We start from the raw sequence: 16299 nt of genomic DNA, 5'->3' as shown, positions 1-16299 counted from the left end.
AGCGCCACCAGCGCAGATACAGCCCGCGCGCGCTCGCCGAGGCGCAGCGCAGCGAATACGGCAGACGATGATAAAGCGTTACGGCATTCATTCTTGGATCCCCGTCGAGAAAATCGTTTCCTGTGCCCGGCTGCGAGGGTAAGCCGATGAACTCAGCATTGAGAACTTTCTCTCTTGTGCAGACATGAGCGAGGGACGTTCTGCGATGGCCATCATGACGGCCAACGCAACATCTACGAGGCGGAAGCCGAGTGATCCGTGGCTTGCCATCATGTCCATGCAAATGATGATTCCGAATGGAACGGCAATGGTTCGTTCGGGCACCTTGAATGCATTGGTGAACAGACGCAGAAAGAAGCACATCAGCAGCAGGAACGGAAACAACCCTGCTTCACCGAGCACCATGAGGTAGGCATTATGAACCCCAAGCCAGTTTCCAAACATTATCCTGGTGCTGTCGTCGGGATACATTACGGTTCTGCGTGTCCCCTCGAGAGCGTGGAATGTTCCTATTCCACCTCCCCAAGGAAGTTGCTCAAGGATACGCTGAATACCGACAGCCCAAAGGTCGGTTCGGCCTGTAGTCGTCTGATCGGAGATTTCTCCTCCGAAGATACTTAGGATATCGGCGATACGCACTCGCTGATCATAGGTTAAGTGAACAAGATCGCTTTCGCTGATGTATAACAACGCCAGTGCGGCAAGTGCGAATATGATTATCGTCAAACATGATAGCCAGAGCGAGCGCTTCTGAAGAAGGACGAGGGCCATCAAAAGGGTCAACGTGAGAATACCCGTCTTCGAGAAAGTCAAAGCCAATGCTGAAAACGCAATTGCCGCTTGCAAGAAGCTCATGAATTTACGTCGTGGCGGATAGGCGTAAATCAGCACCAAGCTCAACAGCGCAGCAATGCCTGCTTCATTGGGATTTACGAAGAGGCCGGACGCCCGGTCGGACGCTGCGACATAGTCGAGGTAGTCTCCAAGGATCGGGGTCAACAGTACAAGAATACATGACGCGATAAGGAATCCTTTGAAGACTCGCAGGAAGCTTTCGAGCTCAGCGTCAGTGCGTACCAATAGAAAGAAATACAATCCGGAGACGAGCAGGAGCGTCGCTAGGTTTATCCAGAATACAGTCTCGTTAAAAGATGACGAGCTGAGGTTCGCGAAAGACGCGAAGATCAGGTACGAGCCTATGAATGCGACGAAAAGCGCGTACGTTCCAGTAACGGCCCTTGGTCGCGCGTAGCGTATCCAGAGTGTAAGAACCAGGCATAGAATCAAAGGAGAGAGCAGCCCCTGCGTGCCGAGCAACAGAAGAAACAGCCCGTTCAGATTGACGCTCGCGAAGAGCAGGAGTGCATAAGCCGCTAGATCCAGGCCCCGTCCTTTAGTCGTAACCAGTTTATTCAATGACGCCACGATCAATGGTCCTTAAGGCCTGACTGGTCGGCACAGTCCCGTGTGAGAGCAGCCAGAGTCTCGTCGTAGTCAGATGTTACTAGGTCATCTCTTAGTGTGAGTTCATGCGCATGCTCACGCAACATGGCCAAGGGAATCCGAAGGTTGCAGGCGTTCAGCACTGCCATTTCTTCAAGACCATGTCTCCATGCAAGCAATCGGCGGCTTGGATGCACACATCCTTCAATGCTGCCATACACCAATCCGAAATCGCGTTCAGATCCGCCAAAATCGGACCACCCTGATTGTGGAGATGACATCCCACTTGAATCCCACATAGACCACAAGCCTGAGCCGCTCAACGATGCGCCAAAGGCGAGCCAAGATAGTTTCCTGTAGTAGTTATTGAGGCTTAGGGATTTACCACCAGGACGGGTCGCATAAATCTGGATCTCTTTCTTCTGAGCCACCTCGCGAGGCAAGTGGGGCAGGGCGCTTTCAATGACCTGAAGAATATCTAGATCGACAGTCGATAGTATCTCGGGAGCACCGATGGTGCCATAGATCCGGGTACTTGGGCTAACTCTGCGTAGCACTCGCGAAATTGCATTTAGACGTTCTACTTGATCAGGTTTGACCTCATCAATTGGATAAAGGACAACTTCGCCTCCAAATTTCTCTTCCTTAATGACATTCGAGACCCATGCCCACCAACTGCGCAATTCACCTTCGAGAATCTTATCATCCAGACTTTGCGTCCATGATGGATCTGTCATCTCCATATAGAGAAGCATGCGACGAGCTTTAGAAAAGGTACGTAGATACGTCCGAAGGAGAGCTTCAGCTTCCTTGTTTATGTCCTTGTTTAGAGCTGTCTCGTTGACGACGGCCGTATCGACACCCATGTCCTGATGGAAACTAGGCCAACAGGTTTGAGTGCGGGCAATAGGTCCATTCAAGTATGACCATAAATTGCCGTAGGGCCGAGATTGATCCTCAATCGGTACAGCTCGACCGGTGATCTCGTATCGTTCCTGATCCTCGCCACACCGGACAGATGCTTCAAGTTTGAGATTGCCTGCACTCTGTATCGGGGCCTCAGTAAGCAACAACATGTAACTACGAGGAGGGAGTGAAACACTGTTTATCCTGATGACGACGTCTGTGCGCCACTTATAGTCAAGGCCTAACGCATAAGCGACAATGGATGTCCACGCAGGCTCCACTCCCTCTGTCGCCCCAAACTTGATAGTGGCAACTCTTTCGCTGTCACTATGGTTCTCAAGTCGGAAAGCAGCAACAAGCCAGCCTCCCTTTACATGAAAGCTCGGCTCATTCGGAACGGATTGCGCAACGAGAAGTTCTTGTGCTGCTCCTTCTATCCACGGTGATACCCGAGTGGAGGTGCACTTCTGCTCGGTAGATTTGATGTCCGTTTGCGCCAACGGCCAAGCATAGCGTTGGTTTGGAAGATTTCCGAGCGGACCTTGTCCGGCCCGACGTTCTGATTCAGATCTGCGACGATTGATGGCGTCAGGAGTAATCTGTTCTGAGGTAAGATCCCCTTCGACATTACTGCCTTCCTTGGCTGCAGTGATCTGTACCTCGTCAAGGAAGAGAAAAGAGCTGTCTCGAAAAAGGACAATGATAACTTCCCGTACAATAAGAGGGGAGAAGCTGATCTTCATTGACTTCATACCGTTTTTCGACAACTCATCACGCTGCCATGGTTCGCGTGCATCTCCCACGTACCGGAACCGGCCGTCATCATTCGCAACGTAAACCATGGCATGAGATGGTAATGCGACTGCAGAACGAGTGCTTGCTCCTGTGCCGATCTCGATCTTGTCGATAGGCACAGCTTGTGTAAATCTTTGCTGGTACTGGACTGGTGACCGTCTCTCCCAGCCGATGCTTGTCCCATTAGACCAGAAGCGGCCAAATCCCACTACACCGTCAGTCAATTCTCGCCCGGTTTTTTCCAGGGCATATTCAGCATTGGGTCTTGGCGACAACGTGTAGGGTACAAGTGGTGCAACATTCGTGCCCTTAGGCGGCAGCCTATCTGCGGCGGCCATCGGCGTGGAACTCATGAGGGATAGGAATGCACAGAAGGCGCCCATTGCATGTCGGACAAGCAAGCTGCTGAGTGAAGAAAAGTGGAAGCAGGACATTATCTCAAATCTCCACGACTTCTGCTTGGAGCAATGCCGCTTGATACTCTACAAGAGCTCCTCGATAAATCTCCACTGTTTGATCGGCGATCTTCTTTGGGTCGTAGCGAATGATCGCCTCGCTCCTGATGAGGGTCCGATTCAGGGGGCTGTCGAGAAGCATAGCTAGAACTTTTGCATGTTCCTTTGGACCGGCTCCATCAAGAAAGACGCCATTTCGTCCCTCGGAAATCATCGATCGAAGGCCAAAGGCACGAGGAGCCGCGACTGGCAGGCCCCGGCAGTGTGCTTCGGCAACAACCAAGGGTGCCACTTCCTGCTTGGATGTGAGAAGGAGCACATCGGAGCGGTCCATCCAGGCAGCGATGTCTACAGGCTGCTTGTTCCCAACAAAAGTGACTGCAGATCCAAGCTCAAGATGAATGATCAAGCTGCGGCATTGACGGTAATAGTTGGCGTCATTGACCGGGCCTATAATCATCAAGTGAACATCATTGCCCTGACAGCGCAGCGCATGAATTATGTGAATTGAATCTATAATGTTCTTTAGGGGACTAATGACCCCGACCTGCAAGATAGTAAATCTATTGCTGGTCGTGCAGGTTGTTTGAGAGGCCTTGAGGAATACATCATCGACCGGATTTGGGATAAGATGATGCCGAATGGCTGTTACATCCGGCATGGCCTCAAGTACAAACTCATTGATCGCGATCACATCACCGAACCGTTGGCGAGCGTGGCGCTCAATCATTCCGACAAGCGCGGCGCGAGCAGGAGCCGTAAGCTGACGGATCAGGTTGCTACCGGCCGTGTGCAGAATGTCAGCCTCTAGAACACCGTGGGCTGTAAAGACCATAGGATATTTTGGGGCAGACTTTCGCCTCGGCCACAACAAGGCCGCGCCCGCAACATCGTGCACATGAACGATATCCGGCTGAAGGCGAGCGAGCTCACGATAGGCGTCAAAAGATGCCCAGGACCAATAGCTTAGAAATCCAGGTGTTGGTGGACGCTTCAGATAAATAATATTTCCATACTCATCTGAATGCCGCAGATTGGCAGGGGCGCTTGGAACAATGAGAGTAACACGCGCACGCGCGGCAAGCTCCTGCCGCAAAACTTGGACGACTCGTTGCACGCCGCCTTTACTTGATCTACCTGGGAGAGAGTGGGAGCCCACAAGAGCGACATGCATGATGCTTATCCGTGCAGCGTGACCGTCAAGCTCTCACTCGCTTCCGGATTGTGCCTCGATTGGAAGTCGCGCTTGTTGTTCGCGCGCCAACAGAGACGACATCCTGTCGACGTTGAGGGGAGCCCAGAATTCCGACGGTATCAACCACAACCTTATTGAGGAATCCGTTCGACTCAAGTCGGTGAAATTGTCGATGTCCTACAAGGAAAACCACGATGTCTGCCTCTCGCCTGGCTTCTTCGGTTCCAACGAGGCGTACATTCGGGAGATCCCGCAATATGGCAGGAAGGCTTCGTATATAAGGATCGCATGCAAGGACTCTTAGACTGCCATCAAGGGCTAGGTCCCGCACGATTTCTAGGGCTGGAGATTCACGGAGATCGTCAACGTCCGGCTTATATGTGAGCCCGTAGAAGCTGACGACTGGACGCCTGAAGCGGCGAGCCAAAGCGCGGACCTTTCCGACAACCCACTGAGGCTTGCGGTGGTTAACTTCTCGTGCCGTGCGGATCATGGGACTTAGATTAGGAGCGCTGTCGACGATGAACCAGGGATCGATTGCGATGCAGTGGCCACCGACACCAGGACCAGGTTGGAGAATCTTGACCCTTGGGTGACGGTTTGCAAGTTCTATGGCTTGCCACACATCGATGCCGAGGTGCTCGCAGATTAACGAAAGTTCATTTGCGAAGGCAATGTTCACATCACGATATGCATTCTCGATCAGCTTCACGAATTCAGCTGTTCGACAGTCGGTCACAAGCAGGTTGGACTGAACGAAGGTTTCGTAGAGGGCCACGCCTCGCTTTGCACATGCATCAGTAACGCCCCCAATGATCCGATCGTTCATTACGAGTTCGCGGAGCATTTGTCCTGGCAGGATCCTCTCCGGGCAGTGACAGGCGTAAATATCCGATACTTCACCTTCGTCCATGTAGTGAGGAACACGGAGATCAGGCCTCATGCCAGCGATGATCTCGCACATACGTTCCGTGGTTCCAACTGGCGACGTAGATTCAAGGATAACCGTATTTCCCGATTGCAAATAAGGTGCAATACTTCTACACGCAGCCTCTACATAAGAAAGATCCGGCTTGTTACCTTCAATGAGGGGAGTAGGCACTGCGAGAATGTAGTAATCCGCTTCGGCAGGTTCCGTTTGTGCCCTTAACCTCCCAGTGCTGATTGCAGCAGAAAGCAACATCTGGAGATCGGGCTCGTGGAAATGTGGATGTCCCGAATTTATCGAAGAGACGATTTCAGTATTGATATCAAATCCCGTTACCTGATGCCCTCGACTTGCCAGCATAGCAGCAGTTGGAAGACCAATGTATCCTAGGCCCGCGACACAGATGTTAGCCATGATGATTTCGACTTTCTATATCGATATCTATTATCGAACGTACTTGGAATCGAACATTGCGAGGACTGTTTTGACAGCGATCTTCGCATCAAGAACAGGCCCAAGCTGTTCGACGTAGAACAGGTCGAACTCAAGTTTTTCGCGGGTTTCCTCAAGGTTTGAGGCATAGCCGTACTGAACTTGCGACCACCCTGAGATACCGGGACGCACTAAGTGTCGCAGTGCATAACCAGGCAGGTTCTCTCCGTAGCTCCGGACGAGATCCGGCTGCTCCGGTCTAGGACCAATCAAGGTCATGTCCCCCTTAAGGACATTCCACAATTGCGGAAGTTCATCAATGTGATAACGGCGGAGAAATTTTCCCAAGGGGGTAATTCGATCATCTTCTTTTGCAGTTGCAATTTGTTTTCCGCCCGCTCGGCAGTTTCGCATGGTCCTCAATTTGTAGATCGAGAAGATACTGCCGTTGACGCCAACCCTATCCTGAACAAACAATATTGGCCGTCCCATGGCGACCAGGATAGCAAGAGAAGCTACTGCAACAATCAGGAGAACAATGGGCGCTGTAAGGATAATCAAAAGAATGTCGATTGCACGCTTGAAGATGCAATAGAGACGGGAGCTGATCCTATTGGCTGCCATAGAGTCTATGCAGTCGAGGTGAATTCGTCCGGCGCACTCTCTTGAGTATTTTGTGACGTATTGAATCTCGCAACCAGCAGCTGCCGCACGAGCGATGAATATGGCCCAGTGCGGGTTTGCGATTGCCTGTTGGCTGACTACGATCACGTCGTACTCGCCTAAATCTCCACTTGGGTCAGTCAAAGGGCGTGATGTGGAAGACAGATTGCTCAACATGCGAGGCGTGAGGCCTTCTGTGATCACCCCCGCTAACCGAACCCGATTGGAGAAGCGGATTACAACGAGTCCCGTCCCAATTAAGGCCGATGCTAGTGCTCCCGTCAGAGTTAAATAGGTACTACCAGGAATCATCCAGAAGGCTGGCAAAAGCAAAACAGCCATATGAATTATAGACGAGTAGAGAATAACACTAATGATCTGCTGGGGTAGTGGCCCTTCAACTAGATAGGCGCAGCCTACAACGAACACACTCATGAAAACTATAAGGACATTGAACACGAGAATTGCTCTCGCGAGTTCATCGGCACCTTCTGTCAGAAAGAAGGAAATTCGGAGAAGATCGACTGCCGAAAGTACGATCCCGCCCATTGCAGCTAGGATCATTATCTTGGCACCGAGCGCAATTACGAGGCGAAAACTCGATGAACCGGTGCGGGATTTTGTCGTAGCGGCAGAACTAGAGCGAAAGTCCTTGCTCGCAATCGTTGTCAAGATGCATCCCCCTCGAAAGTAAATATTCACTGACTAGGCATGAGTTCTTCGCTGAGTTGCCGAGAGAGTTGATTGCCAAAGCCATAATCAAGATCTCATCAATTTAGTTTTTAGGCATCGGCTACTAGGTGGTATATGAAAGCTCAAGCGAGTAATCTCGCCTCAATATCGGGGCGCAATTATTCGTACTTGTACCTTCAATTGTTCGTAATTTACGCGACAGGAACGTCTAGCCTTGGTCCGACTGATCGCGAATTGATTACCCCCAATGGAGTGTTTAGGTGATTGAGCTGCCGAGCACGTCTCCGCAGAGAAAATGTCAGGTTGCAAGGCACGCATGGCGCGAACAGCGCATGACGTTGACTCTGAAGGAGTCCCGCAAGCATGGACCGGCATAATTAGAGGCTCCAAGCTAGGCTTGGATCATGCAGGAGTACCGATCACGGTTTGGAAGGTATCCGAGCCTAATCGCGATCTTTAGGCACGCCGGGAGCCTCGCGGAAAAGGAAGTATGTGGCGTCGTTCTGCCGTCTAGCGACTGAAGATAATGCCACGGAGTGTTGCGCCAACTCCATGCCGGCTTTCATGTCACTCCCGTTCGACAACTAACTCCTTGCTTACCTCGTAGGAGTGAGTGCGCGCAGCGTGAGTTACCGGTAACTTGAGAACAGATCGGTTTTTCTAGCGGTGTTCCGGTGCCGGTACAATAGTCTGGCTTACTCTCACAGTTCAGGTGCTTGGTTGATAAGATTGTGTCAGGTCAAGAAAGCCTTTGCGGATCTCGGCTGGCTCTTCATTCAGAAGTCACTTGGGAATGGATCCGTAAAATATCAGACAGGTAACAGGTCTTATGAAGAGTGATCTTGGGGCGAGTAGGGCCTACATCCGAAGAGCCGATGGTGGGCCGGATATTGGAGGCCTCGTCGGGAATGTGTCTTCAGCTGCCGTAAGCTCGCACGGGCATGCAGATCGCCCAGGACAGCCCTTGGAAGGGCCAGGCTTGGCGGCGGAGCTGGTAGCTCTCTTCAAGATGATCCGACGTCAACTCTGGCTCATCATCGTACTGACAGCTGTTTTGACCCTTGCGTCTCTGCTCGTCATTCTCTCCTTGGAGAAAGAGTACACAGCAACCACGCTCTTGGTACTCGATGGTCGGAACGGGCGACTTCTTGAACCGTCTGTAGCAAACACCCTTGCCGCAGACGGAGAGGTCGAAATCCTGAAGTCGGATAACATCGCAGTGCAGGTAGTCGAGCACCTTGGGCTCCACAAGGATCCTGCATTTCTGCCAGAGCCGAGCTGGGCAGGGCAGGTACTCTCAGAATTGGCGGCGACAGTAACAAGTCTGTCTACGCAAGACGGCGCGTCAGCTGTCGAATCCGACAGGTCGACCCGTGTGACAGGAGCTTCTTACTCGGAGAAAAGCCATGACTCTAACGGGGGCAAGACCCAGGTCGTAGATCCTACCGTTGCCAAAGCGCTCCGAGTCTTCAAAAGGCAGGTGACAATCCGCCGTCGAGGGCTAACAGATGTCATCGCAATTGATGTCACGGATATGGATCCTCAACGTGCTGCTCAATATTCTAATGCCTATGCCGAGGTGTATCTGGAGGACCAAGTCGCGACTAAACTGAAGGGAATCGACAGGGCCGAGGCCGCATTGTCCCGCCGTCTTGCTGAAATCGACGAAGAGCTCAAACGGTCGGAAACCCATATAGGGCTTCGACAGGTGTACCAAGAGAGCCTAGGTCGTCTCAAAGCGATTGCGCAGCAGCGCGATACGGTTAGCCCTGACGCGAGAGTAGCATCGCAGGCACGTCCGCCTGATGTGCCAAGCTTTCCTAATCGGAAGCTTTTCCTTCTTCTGGCCGTCTTAGGGGGATCTGGATTGGCCATAGGTGCAGCATACCTGAGAGATATGCAGAGTCGCCGGGTGCGAACGGAGGGTGAAGTCGAAGCAATCACGGGTGTGCCCATCTTCGCGTGTCTTCCAGAGTTGCCGGATGCAAAATCCCCACACGCATTAGATGTTTTGAATGGAATCGTTGACCAGCCAGGCTCCCAATACTCCGAGGCGATCCGTACGCTCCTCTTCACGCTGCAGGCCATTGTGAACAGGGGAAAAAAGCTCGGGATAATCCTTGTGACTTCAGCAGAAGAGGGAGAAGGGAAGTCTACACTTTCTGTGTCCCTAGCTCGCTCCGCAGCAGTAGCAGGTGCAAGAGTAGTGGTCGTAGATTGCAATCTCCGTAATCCTCAGCTCCATGAGCTACTCGGTATCGCTAACGATGATGGCTTGGTTGATCTTCTGAAGAATCAAGCGTCGGAGCATGTCGTGCTTCAAAGGGATCCGAGATCCGAATGCATGGCAATTTCCAGCGGCGATATCGAATCCGCTTCGCCGGATTGGCTGCTACGATCTGAGCAAATCAAAGAAGTTTTGCATAACTTAAAGTCGAGATATGATGTCGTCATTCTTGATGCGCCACCTGTCGGCCGCTATGCCGATTCTCTGCTATTTGCAAATGCCGCCGATCTTGTGCTCTTCACTGTCCGGTCCGGCGTAGCTCGGCCACAGGTAGTAAAGTCAGCTCTTGCACAGCTTCAACGATGCAGCGAAGTTGATGTTTTTCCGATCCTGACGGCACATTCGATTTAGAGGGCACGTGTGATGCACTGTGTAGGCAAACCGCATTCGCTTTACCTTCTAGATGTGCCTGTAGGTCGACCGATCGGGGATTCGATGCTTGGATCTTTGCGCTTAATTCAGCTTATATCTTGGTCCTTTCGCGGCTTCGCTATAGCGGTGTTTCTTGCTGGGATGTGTGGTACCGCTCTGGCCGAGTATCGCCTCGGAAGCGGAGATGTTATCGAAGTCGCTGTTTTCGGACGCGCGGATTTGAGTCGTCGGACAAGTGTTGACGTCGACGGAAATATTTCATTGCCGCTGGTGGGTGAAGTCAACGTCAATGGAATGGCGCTGACGGAGCTGCGATCCAAACTCAAGAATTTACTCTCGACGAACGAATCGGTTCGTCCTGCGGATGTGCTGGTCGATCTCATCGAACATCGTCCCTTCTATATCCATGGCGATGTGGCCCGAGCTGGATCCTACCCGTTCAAACCGAACCTTACAGTGAGGCACGCGGTGGCGCTCGCAGGAGGAATGGACATCACGAGGCAGAGGTCCAATAACTCACCCCTTGAGGGAGCTGCGTTGCGCGGTCGCTATAACTCGCTGCTAGTGGATGCATCGAGGCAGCAAATTCGGATCACGGGACTGCGTGCCGAGCTGGAGGGTAAGGCGGAATTCGAGGCGCCTGCCTCCGTCAGCACTCCAGCCGATAAGAAAGCGATAGCGGAGATCGTTCAGCTCGAGAAAGCTAGCCTCCAGGCCCGAGTATCTGCCCTGGCCCAGGAGCGAGAGTATCTCGGCCGGGCACTTGGTCTCGCTGACGCGAATGTCTCGGCTCTAGACCGGGCGCAGAAGCAGGATGAGGAGGCGACGCGGCAGCAGGTGGAGGAACTGACAAAGATCGTTGACTTGAGCCGCCGGGGGCTGGCAGCTCCTGGGCGTGTTTCGGAGGAGCAGCGTGCGACGGTGTTGCTGAAGAGCAGAGAAATGGATACGGCCTCCCGTCTTGCCATTGCAAGGCAATCGAGGGAGGAACTCCGGCGCAAACTGGAAAAAGCCGATGATCGACAAACAAGGGTAGTACGCGAGTTGCAGGATGCAATCACCGCGCTTGAGGGACTTTATACCCAGTTAGCCGCAGTTCGGGAGCAACTCGCCCTGGCTGGTAGCTTGGGCATGCAAATGATGTCCGGAGACCAGAACCCACCAGACATTGTTATCATCCGGAAAATCAAAGACGCGCCTGTAAGGCTGACGGCCAACGAAGATATGAACGTAGAGCCCGGTGACGTGATCGAGCTGAAGTTGAAGCTCAACTGGACAGGTTCCGGGCTCGCAAACTGATGTTTCGACAAACGAGAGGCACCGCCCGCCCATCTCTGTAAAAGTTATTGAGAGATATCCGTGGTCGTTCTGCTCTCCAACGGTTCTGCGCTTCTCAGTTGCCGGCGGGCCCCCGTCGGCGTCATCCCGGTCCAACGCTGAAAGGCATGGACGAAGGAACTGAGCTCCTTGTAGCCAAGGAGCCACGCAATCTGCGATATTGATAGAACCCCGTTCGCGAGATAGCGCCTCGCTATACTGGAGCGCACATCATCAAGGATTGTTGTGAATGTAAGCCCTTCGTCCGCTAGCCGTCGTGACAATGTGCGAGAACTCATACCAAGGTCGCTCGCAATATTGCCGATGACTGCTGTGCCATGTGGAAGGCGAGGCCCGATGGCATTCTCGACCCTGACTCGCAACGGCTCATGGAAATGGCGTTGTTGGTCAGAGTTGTTTTGATGATAGGCTTGTATGATTTTATTAAGATATGGATCAGCGGTAACCAAGGGAATATCTGCTACTGGGAGCTCGAATGAAATCCTGTCCTCCTGGGCGCCGAAGCTTATGTGGCTGCCGAAATATCGCTCCATCTCGGATACGTCACCCTCCTGGGCGTGAATCATCTCTATGCTGGAGGGGATGAGTTCCATGCTCGTAAGATGCCGGCACAGGCGGAGCGTGCATGTCATCCAGAATTCCATCTGGTGCCGATCCCGATGCCGCTCCAAGCCTACATAGTCGTAATTGATCGAAAATCGGTTAGTCTTCTTTTGCCGGACGCGGATGACTTCGTTGATAACAAAGTTGTATCTTGTCGCAGCATCGATAGCTGAACCGACTGCATCGGAGGAGGCCAACAGGTAGTAGAATGAGCCGAGTTCCCTGAGCTCAAAATTCCGCGCGATATGGAACCCGAGAAAACTGTCCTGGAGAGAATCCGCCACGAGGTTTAAAAACGTGATCTGGCTTCTCGCACTAACCTCCAGGTTTGCATCCTCTAGAATGCTAGAATGAAGGCCGGCTTCTGCGAGGAGAGGATCAAGCATGCGCCCTGTCTGGATCACGCGTTGCGCTGCAAGTCTGGAGAGCACTCCTGCCGATGTGGAGAGCGCTGGAAATTCCTCACCAACGTGAGAGGCGCGTTCTGTCGGCACTTATCCTATCTCTCGCTGCGGGAGGCAAGCCATTGATAGTCAGGAGTTCGGCACTTCTCTGCTGGGTCGGCAGACCACCGGCACAACGGTGCATAGTTATGTTAGAGAATGCGGTCGCTGGGTCTATGAACAAAATTGGGTACTTCCATTTGCTGGAAGCAAGGTAGGCGAAAAAGGATGACTGCGCCTGATGTTCTGTGGGTATGAAACCCGATGAACTGCCATTGGATAAAGAACGGAGACCCGGGCACGCCCCAGGTCTCCCTTGGTGTTGCTGGATGTTAGATGACGAAGAAGTCTGCAGCCGTCATCTTCAAACCGGTAGCCAAGTTGGCGAACTTCACAGCCGCAGCCGAACCGGTGCCATCGGCATCGTACAGGAGAGCTCCGGTCTTTTTGTTGTAGATGATCCGGTCGTCCCGGTCATGGGCAGCCGATCCGATCCAGAAGCCCTGCGACGGCAAACGCCCCCCACTGAGTTTGGTGAAGACAACGTCGTTCAGATGGATCGTATCATTAACTACGCTGAAGTCTGTGATCTTATCCACATTGGCGGAACCAAGCTTTGTGCTGAAGACGAATACATCCCGGCCGGTGCCTCCGGTCAAGATATCTTTGCCACCGAAGCCGTTCAGGCTGTCGTTGCCCGCAGCGCCTTTAATGACATCATTTTTCAGGGACGTACCCTTCAGAACGTCGTTCCTGCTGGTGCCATTGAGGGTGATAGCAGGTGTGGTAGGCGTTGGCGAGGGTGTTGGCGTTGGAGAGGGAGCTGGCGTTGAAGCGCCGGGGACGAAGTCGGGAAGATCTGTTCCGGTCTGCAAGGACAGGTTCTTGACCTGGACCGCCAACGTCTCGGGCGCAGTGCCGCGATAGATGCCCGTCTTCCACAGATATGCCGTCTGATCGTAATAGCCGACCTTGCCGTCGTAATTGACGACCTGCTTGTCGTCGAGAAAAACGTCGATCTTGCCGTTGCCGGACGCACCCCAATCGAAGTTGATCTTGATGTCATACCACTTGCCGCGGGTGATGTTCACATCGCTGACCCAGAGGTCGCGGTGAACGAGATTGCCGGGGGACGACTCGTAGTTGGCGGTGATCGCCAGCTTCTCACCGCGCAAGACCACCTCGAAGGGAGCGGACCAGGGTTCCGCATAGAAGCCCTTCAGCGATCCCAGAACCACCCAACGGGAGGTATTGGCTGCACCGGGTTCGATCATGAAGTCATAATTGATCTTCACTTCCTCGGCGACTGAATGGCGGTTACCCACCAGTTCCTGCACGTTGTTGCGCTCAGAGGTCGAGGGATCCGTCCAGGACGAGGACTTGAAGACGTCACCTTTGCGCACTTCGAAGCGCATGGTGTTGTTGTCGGGGGAGGAGAAGCTCCAGGCCTTGTCGGCGTTGTCGACTTGAAGCGAGCCGATGCTGGATGAAATGTACGTGCTTTCAGAAGCGGACGGCGTCCACTGTGAGGGTGCGATAGTAGCCATTGATAAACGAGCCCCTTTGCCTCTGTTTGCGAGGCATTTTTGAGAATCTAGACTTTAGTAAACTTATGAAGATGGCCGACTCGCAGGACGGCCCATGCTCAGGTCCTCAGCCGTGACGCCCAAACGGGGGTCCAGTACGCGAGCGAGTCGCGCTTCAGAATATCGATCCGGTCGGAATGGAGACGGCTGCAACGCCTGGCCGTCTCCATTCCGATGGGCTTAGATCACGTAGAAATCCGCATGCGTGATCGACAGGCCCGTCGCCACCTTGGCGAACGGGGTCGCCGCTGCGGAGCCGGTGCCATCGGGGTCGTACGAAAGCACGCCCATGGTTTTGTTGTAGATGATCCGATCATCGGCATCATGCGCGGCCGAGCCGCTCCAGAACGAGCGCGAGGCCAGCCAGCCCGTGCTCGTGCCTGTGGTCGTGGCGACGGCTGTGAAGATTGAGTTCTCGAGCATGATGTTGTCGTCCGCTACAGAGAAATCCGTGATGGTGTCGACGTTGGCGGACGACAGCGTCGTGTCGAACACGAACCGGTCCACACCCGCGCCGCCGGTCAGCTTGTCGCTGCCCCCCTTGCCGGCGAGCCGGTCGCTGCCGCCCCTGGCGTCGATCCAGTCCACGGCGGACGAGCCGTCCAGCGTGTCGTTGGCGGTAGTGCCGACAACGCTCGGCTGGGGCGTGGGGGTAGGAGTAGGCGTTGGCGAGGGTGTTGGCGTTGGAGAGGGAGCTGGCGTTGAAGCGCCGGGGACGAAGTCGGGAAGATCTGTTCCGGTCTGCAAGGACAGGTTCTTGACCTGGACCGCCAACGTCTCGGGCGCAGTGCCGCGATAGATGCCCGTCTTCCACAGATATGCCGTCTGATCGTAATAGCCGACCTTGCCGTCGTAATTGACGACCTGCTTGTCGTCGAGAAAAACGTCGATCTTGCCGTTGCCGGACGCACCCCAATCGAAGTTGATCTTGATGTCATACCACTTGCCGCGGGTGATGTTCACATCGCTGACCCAGAGGTCGCGGTGAACGAGATTGCCGGGGGACGACTCGTAGTTGGCGGTGATCGCCAGCTTCTCACCGCGCAAGACCACCTCGAAGGGAGCGGACCAGGGTTCCGCATAGAAGCCCTTCAGCGATCCCAGAACCACCCAACGGGAGGTATTGGCTGCACCGGGTTCGATCATGAAGTCATAATTGATCTTCACTTCCTCGGCGACTGAATGGCGGTTACCCACCAGTTCCTGCACGTTGTTGCGCTCAGAGGTCGAGGGATCCGTCCAGGACGAGGACTTGAAGACGTCACCTTTGCGCACTTCGAAGCGCATGGTGTTGTTGTCGGGGGAGGAGAAGCTCCAGGCCTTGTCGGCGTTGTCGACTTGAAGCGAGCCGATGCTGGATGAAATGTACGTGCTTTCAGAAGCGGACGGCGTCCACTGTGAGGGTGCGATAGTAGCCATTGATAAACGAGCCCCTTTGCCTCTGTTTGCGAGGCATTTTTGAGAATCTAGACTTTAGTAAACTTATGAAGATGGCCGCATGACCATGCGGTAACTTGGAAGGAATTAGGCGTAATCGTTATGTTAACGCACACAGAAGCGAAACTCTTCAATGCGCGGATCTCGAATACCGAAGATTTTGACGCGCAGTCTTGTGATGAAATGCCAAGTTTTTGTCTTTTATTGCCATTTTGGCTGTTGTTAGCAAATATTGTTCGAAACGTGGCAGCAAAGTGTATCGAAATAACGTATTGTTATTGAATTGTGACACAATTACGGCGAAGAAGCCTAGCTTCAAAAACTTTTCATCCAACGATGAGCTGCTTTTCTTTCTGATTCGACAGGACGCTGCTGCATCAGGATGGCAAATGCGTTTGGGAAGTTAGCCAAGTCGATCTGGGATAGAGAGATGAGCAGCCGCTGACGAACTCGCACACACAATGGGCTCGAGAGCGGGTCAATTAGCTCTCCCATCGAGGGGTGATCTATCTCTCAGGGGTCACGAATCCTGTTGACCTGCGAGTTCCAACGGAGTCGGCTTTTGAGTGCCCCGGTGCCTCTGAAGAGCTTGCCGTTGTTCAGGGGGTAATTGGCACAGGACAGATTGAAACTTTCCATTTGCGGATCGTGGGATCTGCTCGACCTGCTCGAACACCACCTCGACGTCGCCCATGCGGCTGCGGATCGCCGAGAGGATCTCGC

General features: G+C 53.4%; 10 protein-coding genes. 2 read left to right on the top strand and 8 right to left on the bottom strand.

All coding sequences use genetic code 11. The features are described from left to right. Positions 1 to 87: 87 nt before the first annotated feature. From VB618_RS19585 to VB618_RS19565, 5 genes are all read right to left on the bottom strand, one after another. Complete coding sequence (locus VB618_RS19585; protein ID WP_329798435.1) at positions 88 to 1425, bottom strand: O-antigen ligase family protein; 1338 nt, start codon at positions 1423 to 1425, stop codon at positions 88 to 90. A gap of 2 nt (positions 1426 to 1427) precedes the next feature. Next, complete coding sequence (locus tag VB618_RS19580) at positions 1428 to 3482, bottom strand: hypothetical protein (RefSeq protein WP_329798434.1); 2055 nt, start codon at positions 3480 to 3482, stop codon at positions 1428 to 1430. Positions 3483 to 3582: 100 nt separating this feature from the next. Next, the gene (locus VB618_RS19575; RefSeq protein ID WP_329798433.1) at positions 3583 to 4773 is read right to left on the bottom strand and encodes a glycosyltransferase family 4 protein; all 1191 of its coding nucleotides are present in this window, start codon (positions 4771 to 4773) and stop codon (positions 3583 to 3585) included. 25 nt (positions 4774 to 4798) lie between these two features. Beyond that, entirely contained in the window at positions 4799 to 6136 is a 1338-nt protein-coding gene (wecC, locus tag VB618_RS19570) for a UDP-N-acetyl-D-mannosamine dehydrogenase (RefSeq protein ID WP_329798432.1), read from the bottom strand. A gap of 30 nt (positions 6137 to 6166) precedes the next feature. Continuing rightward, positions 6167 to 7489: a sugar transferase gene (locus VB618_RS19565; protein WP_329798431.1), complete on the bottom strand. Its 1323-nt coding sequence runs from the start codon at positions 7487 to 7489 to the stop codon at positions 6167 to 6169. A gap of 850 nt (positions 7490 to 8339) precedes the next feature. Here VB618_RS19565 and VB618_RS19560 point away from each other — a divergent pair. Both VB618_RS19560 and VB618_RS19555 read left to right on the top strand, forming a co-directional pair. Then, on the top strand, positions 8340 to 10148 hold the full coding sequence (locus VB618_RS19560) for a Wzz/FepE/Etk N-terminal domain-containing protein (protein WP_329798430.1): 1809 nt from the start codon (positions 8340 to 8342) through the stop codon (positions 10146 to 10148). Positions 10149 to 10232: 84 nt separating this feature from the next. Beyond that, positions 10233 to 11468 carry a polysaccharide biosynthesis/export family protein gene (locus tag VB618_RS19555; protein WP_329798429.1) on the top strand — a complete coding sequence of 412 codons (1236 nt, stop codon included), beginning with the start codon at positions 10233 to 10235 and terminating at the stop codon, positions 11466 to 11468. Positions 11469 to 11512: 44 nt separating this feature from the next. Here VB618_RS19555 and VB618_RS19550 read toward each other — a convergent pair whose 3' ends face one another. The 3 genes from VB618_RS19550 to VB618_RS19540 form a co-directional block, all read right to left on the bottom strand. Then, positions 11513 to 12604 (bottom strand): AraC family transcriptional regulator, encoded by a 1092-nt coding sequence (locus tag VB618_RS19550; protein ID WP_329798428.1) that lies wholly within the window; start codon positions 12602 to 12604, stop codon positions 11513 to 11515. A 281-nt stretch (positions 12605 to 12885) separates the two neighbouring features. Then, positions 12886 to 14100, bottom strand: a complete 1215-nt coding sequence (locus VB618_RS19545; protein WP_329798427.1) for a heparin lyase I family protein — start codon at positions 14098 to 14100, stop codon at positions 12886 to 12888. A gap of 219 nt (positions 14101 to 14319) precedes the next feature. Next, positions 14320 to 15558 carry a heparin lyase I family protein gene (locus VB618_RS19540; RefSeq protein WP_329798426.1) on the bottom strand — a complete coding sequence of 413 codons (1239 nt, stop codon included), beginning with the start codon at positions 15556 to 15558 and terminating at the stop codon, positions 14320 to 14322. Positions 15559 to 16299: the final 741 nt, after the last annotated feature.

The sequence above is a fragment of the Microvirga sp. CF3062 genome (assembly GCF_036314045.1).
GTDB lineage: Bacteria > Pseudomonadota > Alphaproteobacteria > Rhizobiales > Beijerinckiaceae > Microvirga.
The sequence above is the reverse complement of the archived record's forward strand: the minus strand, read 5'-3'. Positions and strand labels throughout refer to the sequence as shown.

Excerpts from the sequence above, each read along its gene's own strand:
- wecC (WP_329798432.1), bottom strand. The coding sequence starts at position 6,136 with ATGGCTAACATCTGTGTCGCGGGCCTAGGATACATTGGTCTTCCAACT.
- VB618_RS19580 (WP_329798434.1), bottom strand. The coding sequence starts at position 3,482 with ATGGCCGCCGCAGATAGGCTGCCGCCTAAGGGCACGAATGTTGCACCA.
- VB618_RS19540 (WP_329798426.1), bottom strand. The coding sequence starts at position 15,558 with ATGGCTACTATCGCACCCTCACAGTGGACGCCGTCCGCTTCTGAAAGC.
- VB618_RS19555 (WP_329798429.1), top strand. The coding sequence starts at position 10,233 with ATGCTTGGATCTTTGCGCTTAATTCAGCTTATATCTTGGTCCTTTCGC.
- VB618_RS19545 (WP_329798427.1), bottom strand. The coding sequence starts at position 14,100 with ATGGCTACTATCGCACCCTCACAGTGGACGCCGTCCGCTTCTGAAAGC.
- VB618_RS19575 (WP_329798433.1), bottom strand. The coding sequence starts at position 4,773 with ATGCATGTCGCTCTTGTGGGCTCCCACTCTCTCCCAGGTAGATCAAGT.
- VB618_RS19560 (WP_329798430.1), top strand. The coding sequence starts at position 8,340 with ATGAAGAGTGATCTTGGGGCGAGTAGGGCCTACATCCGAAGAGCCGAT.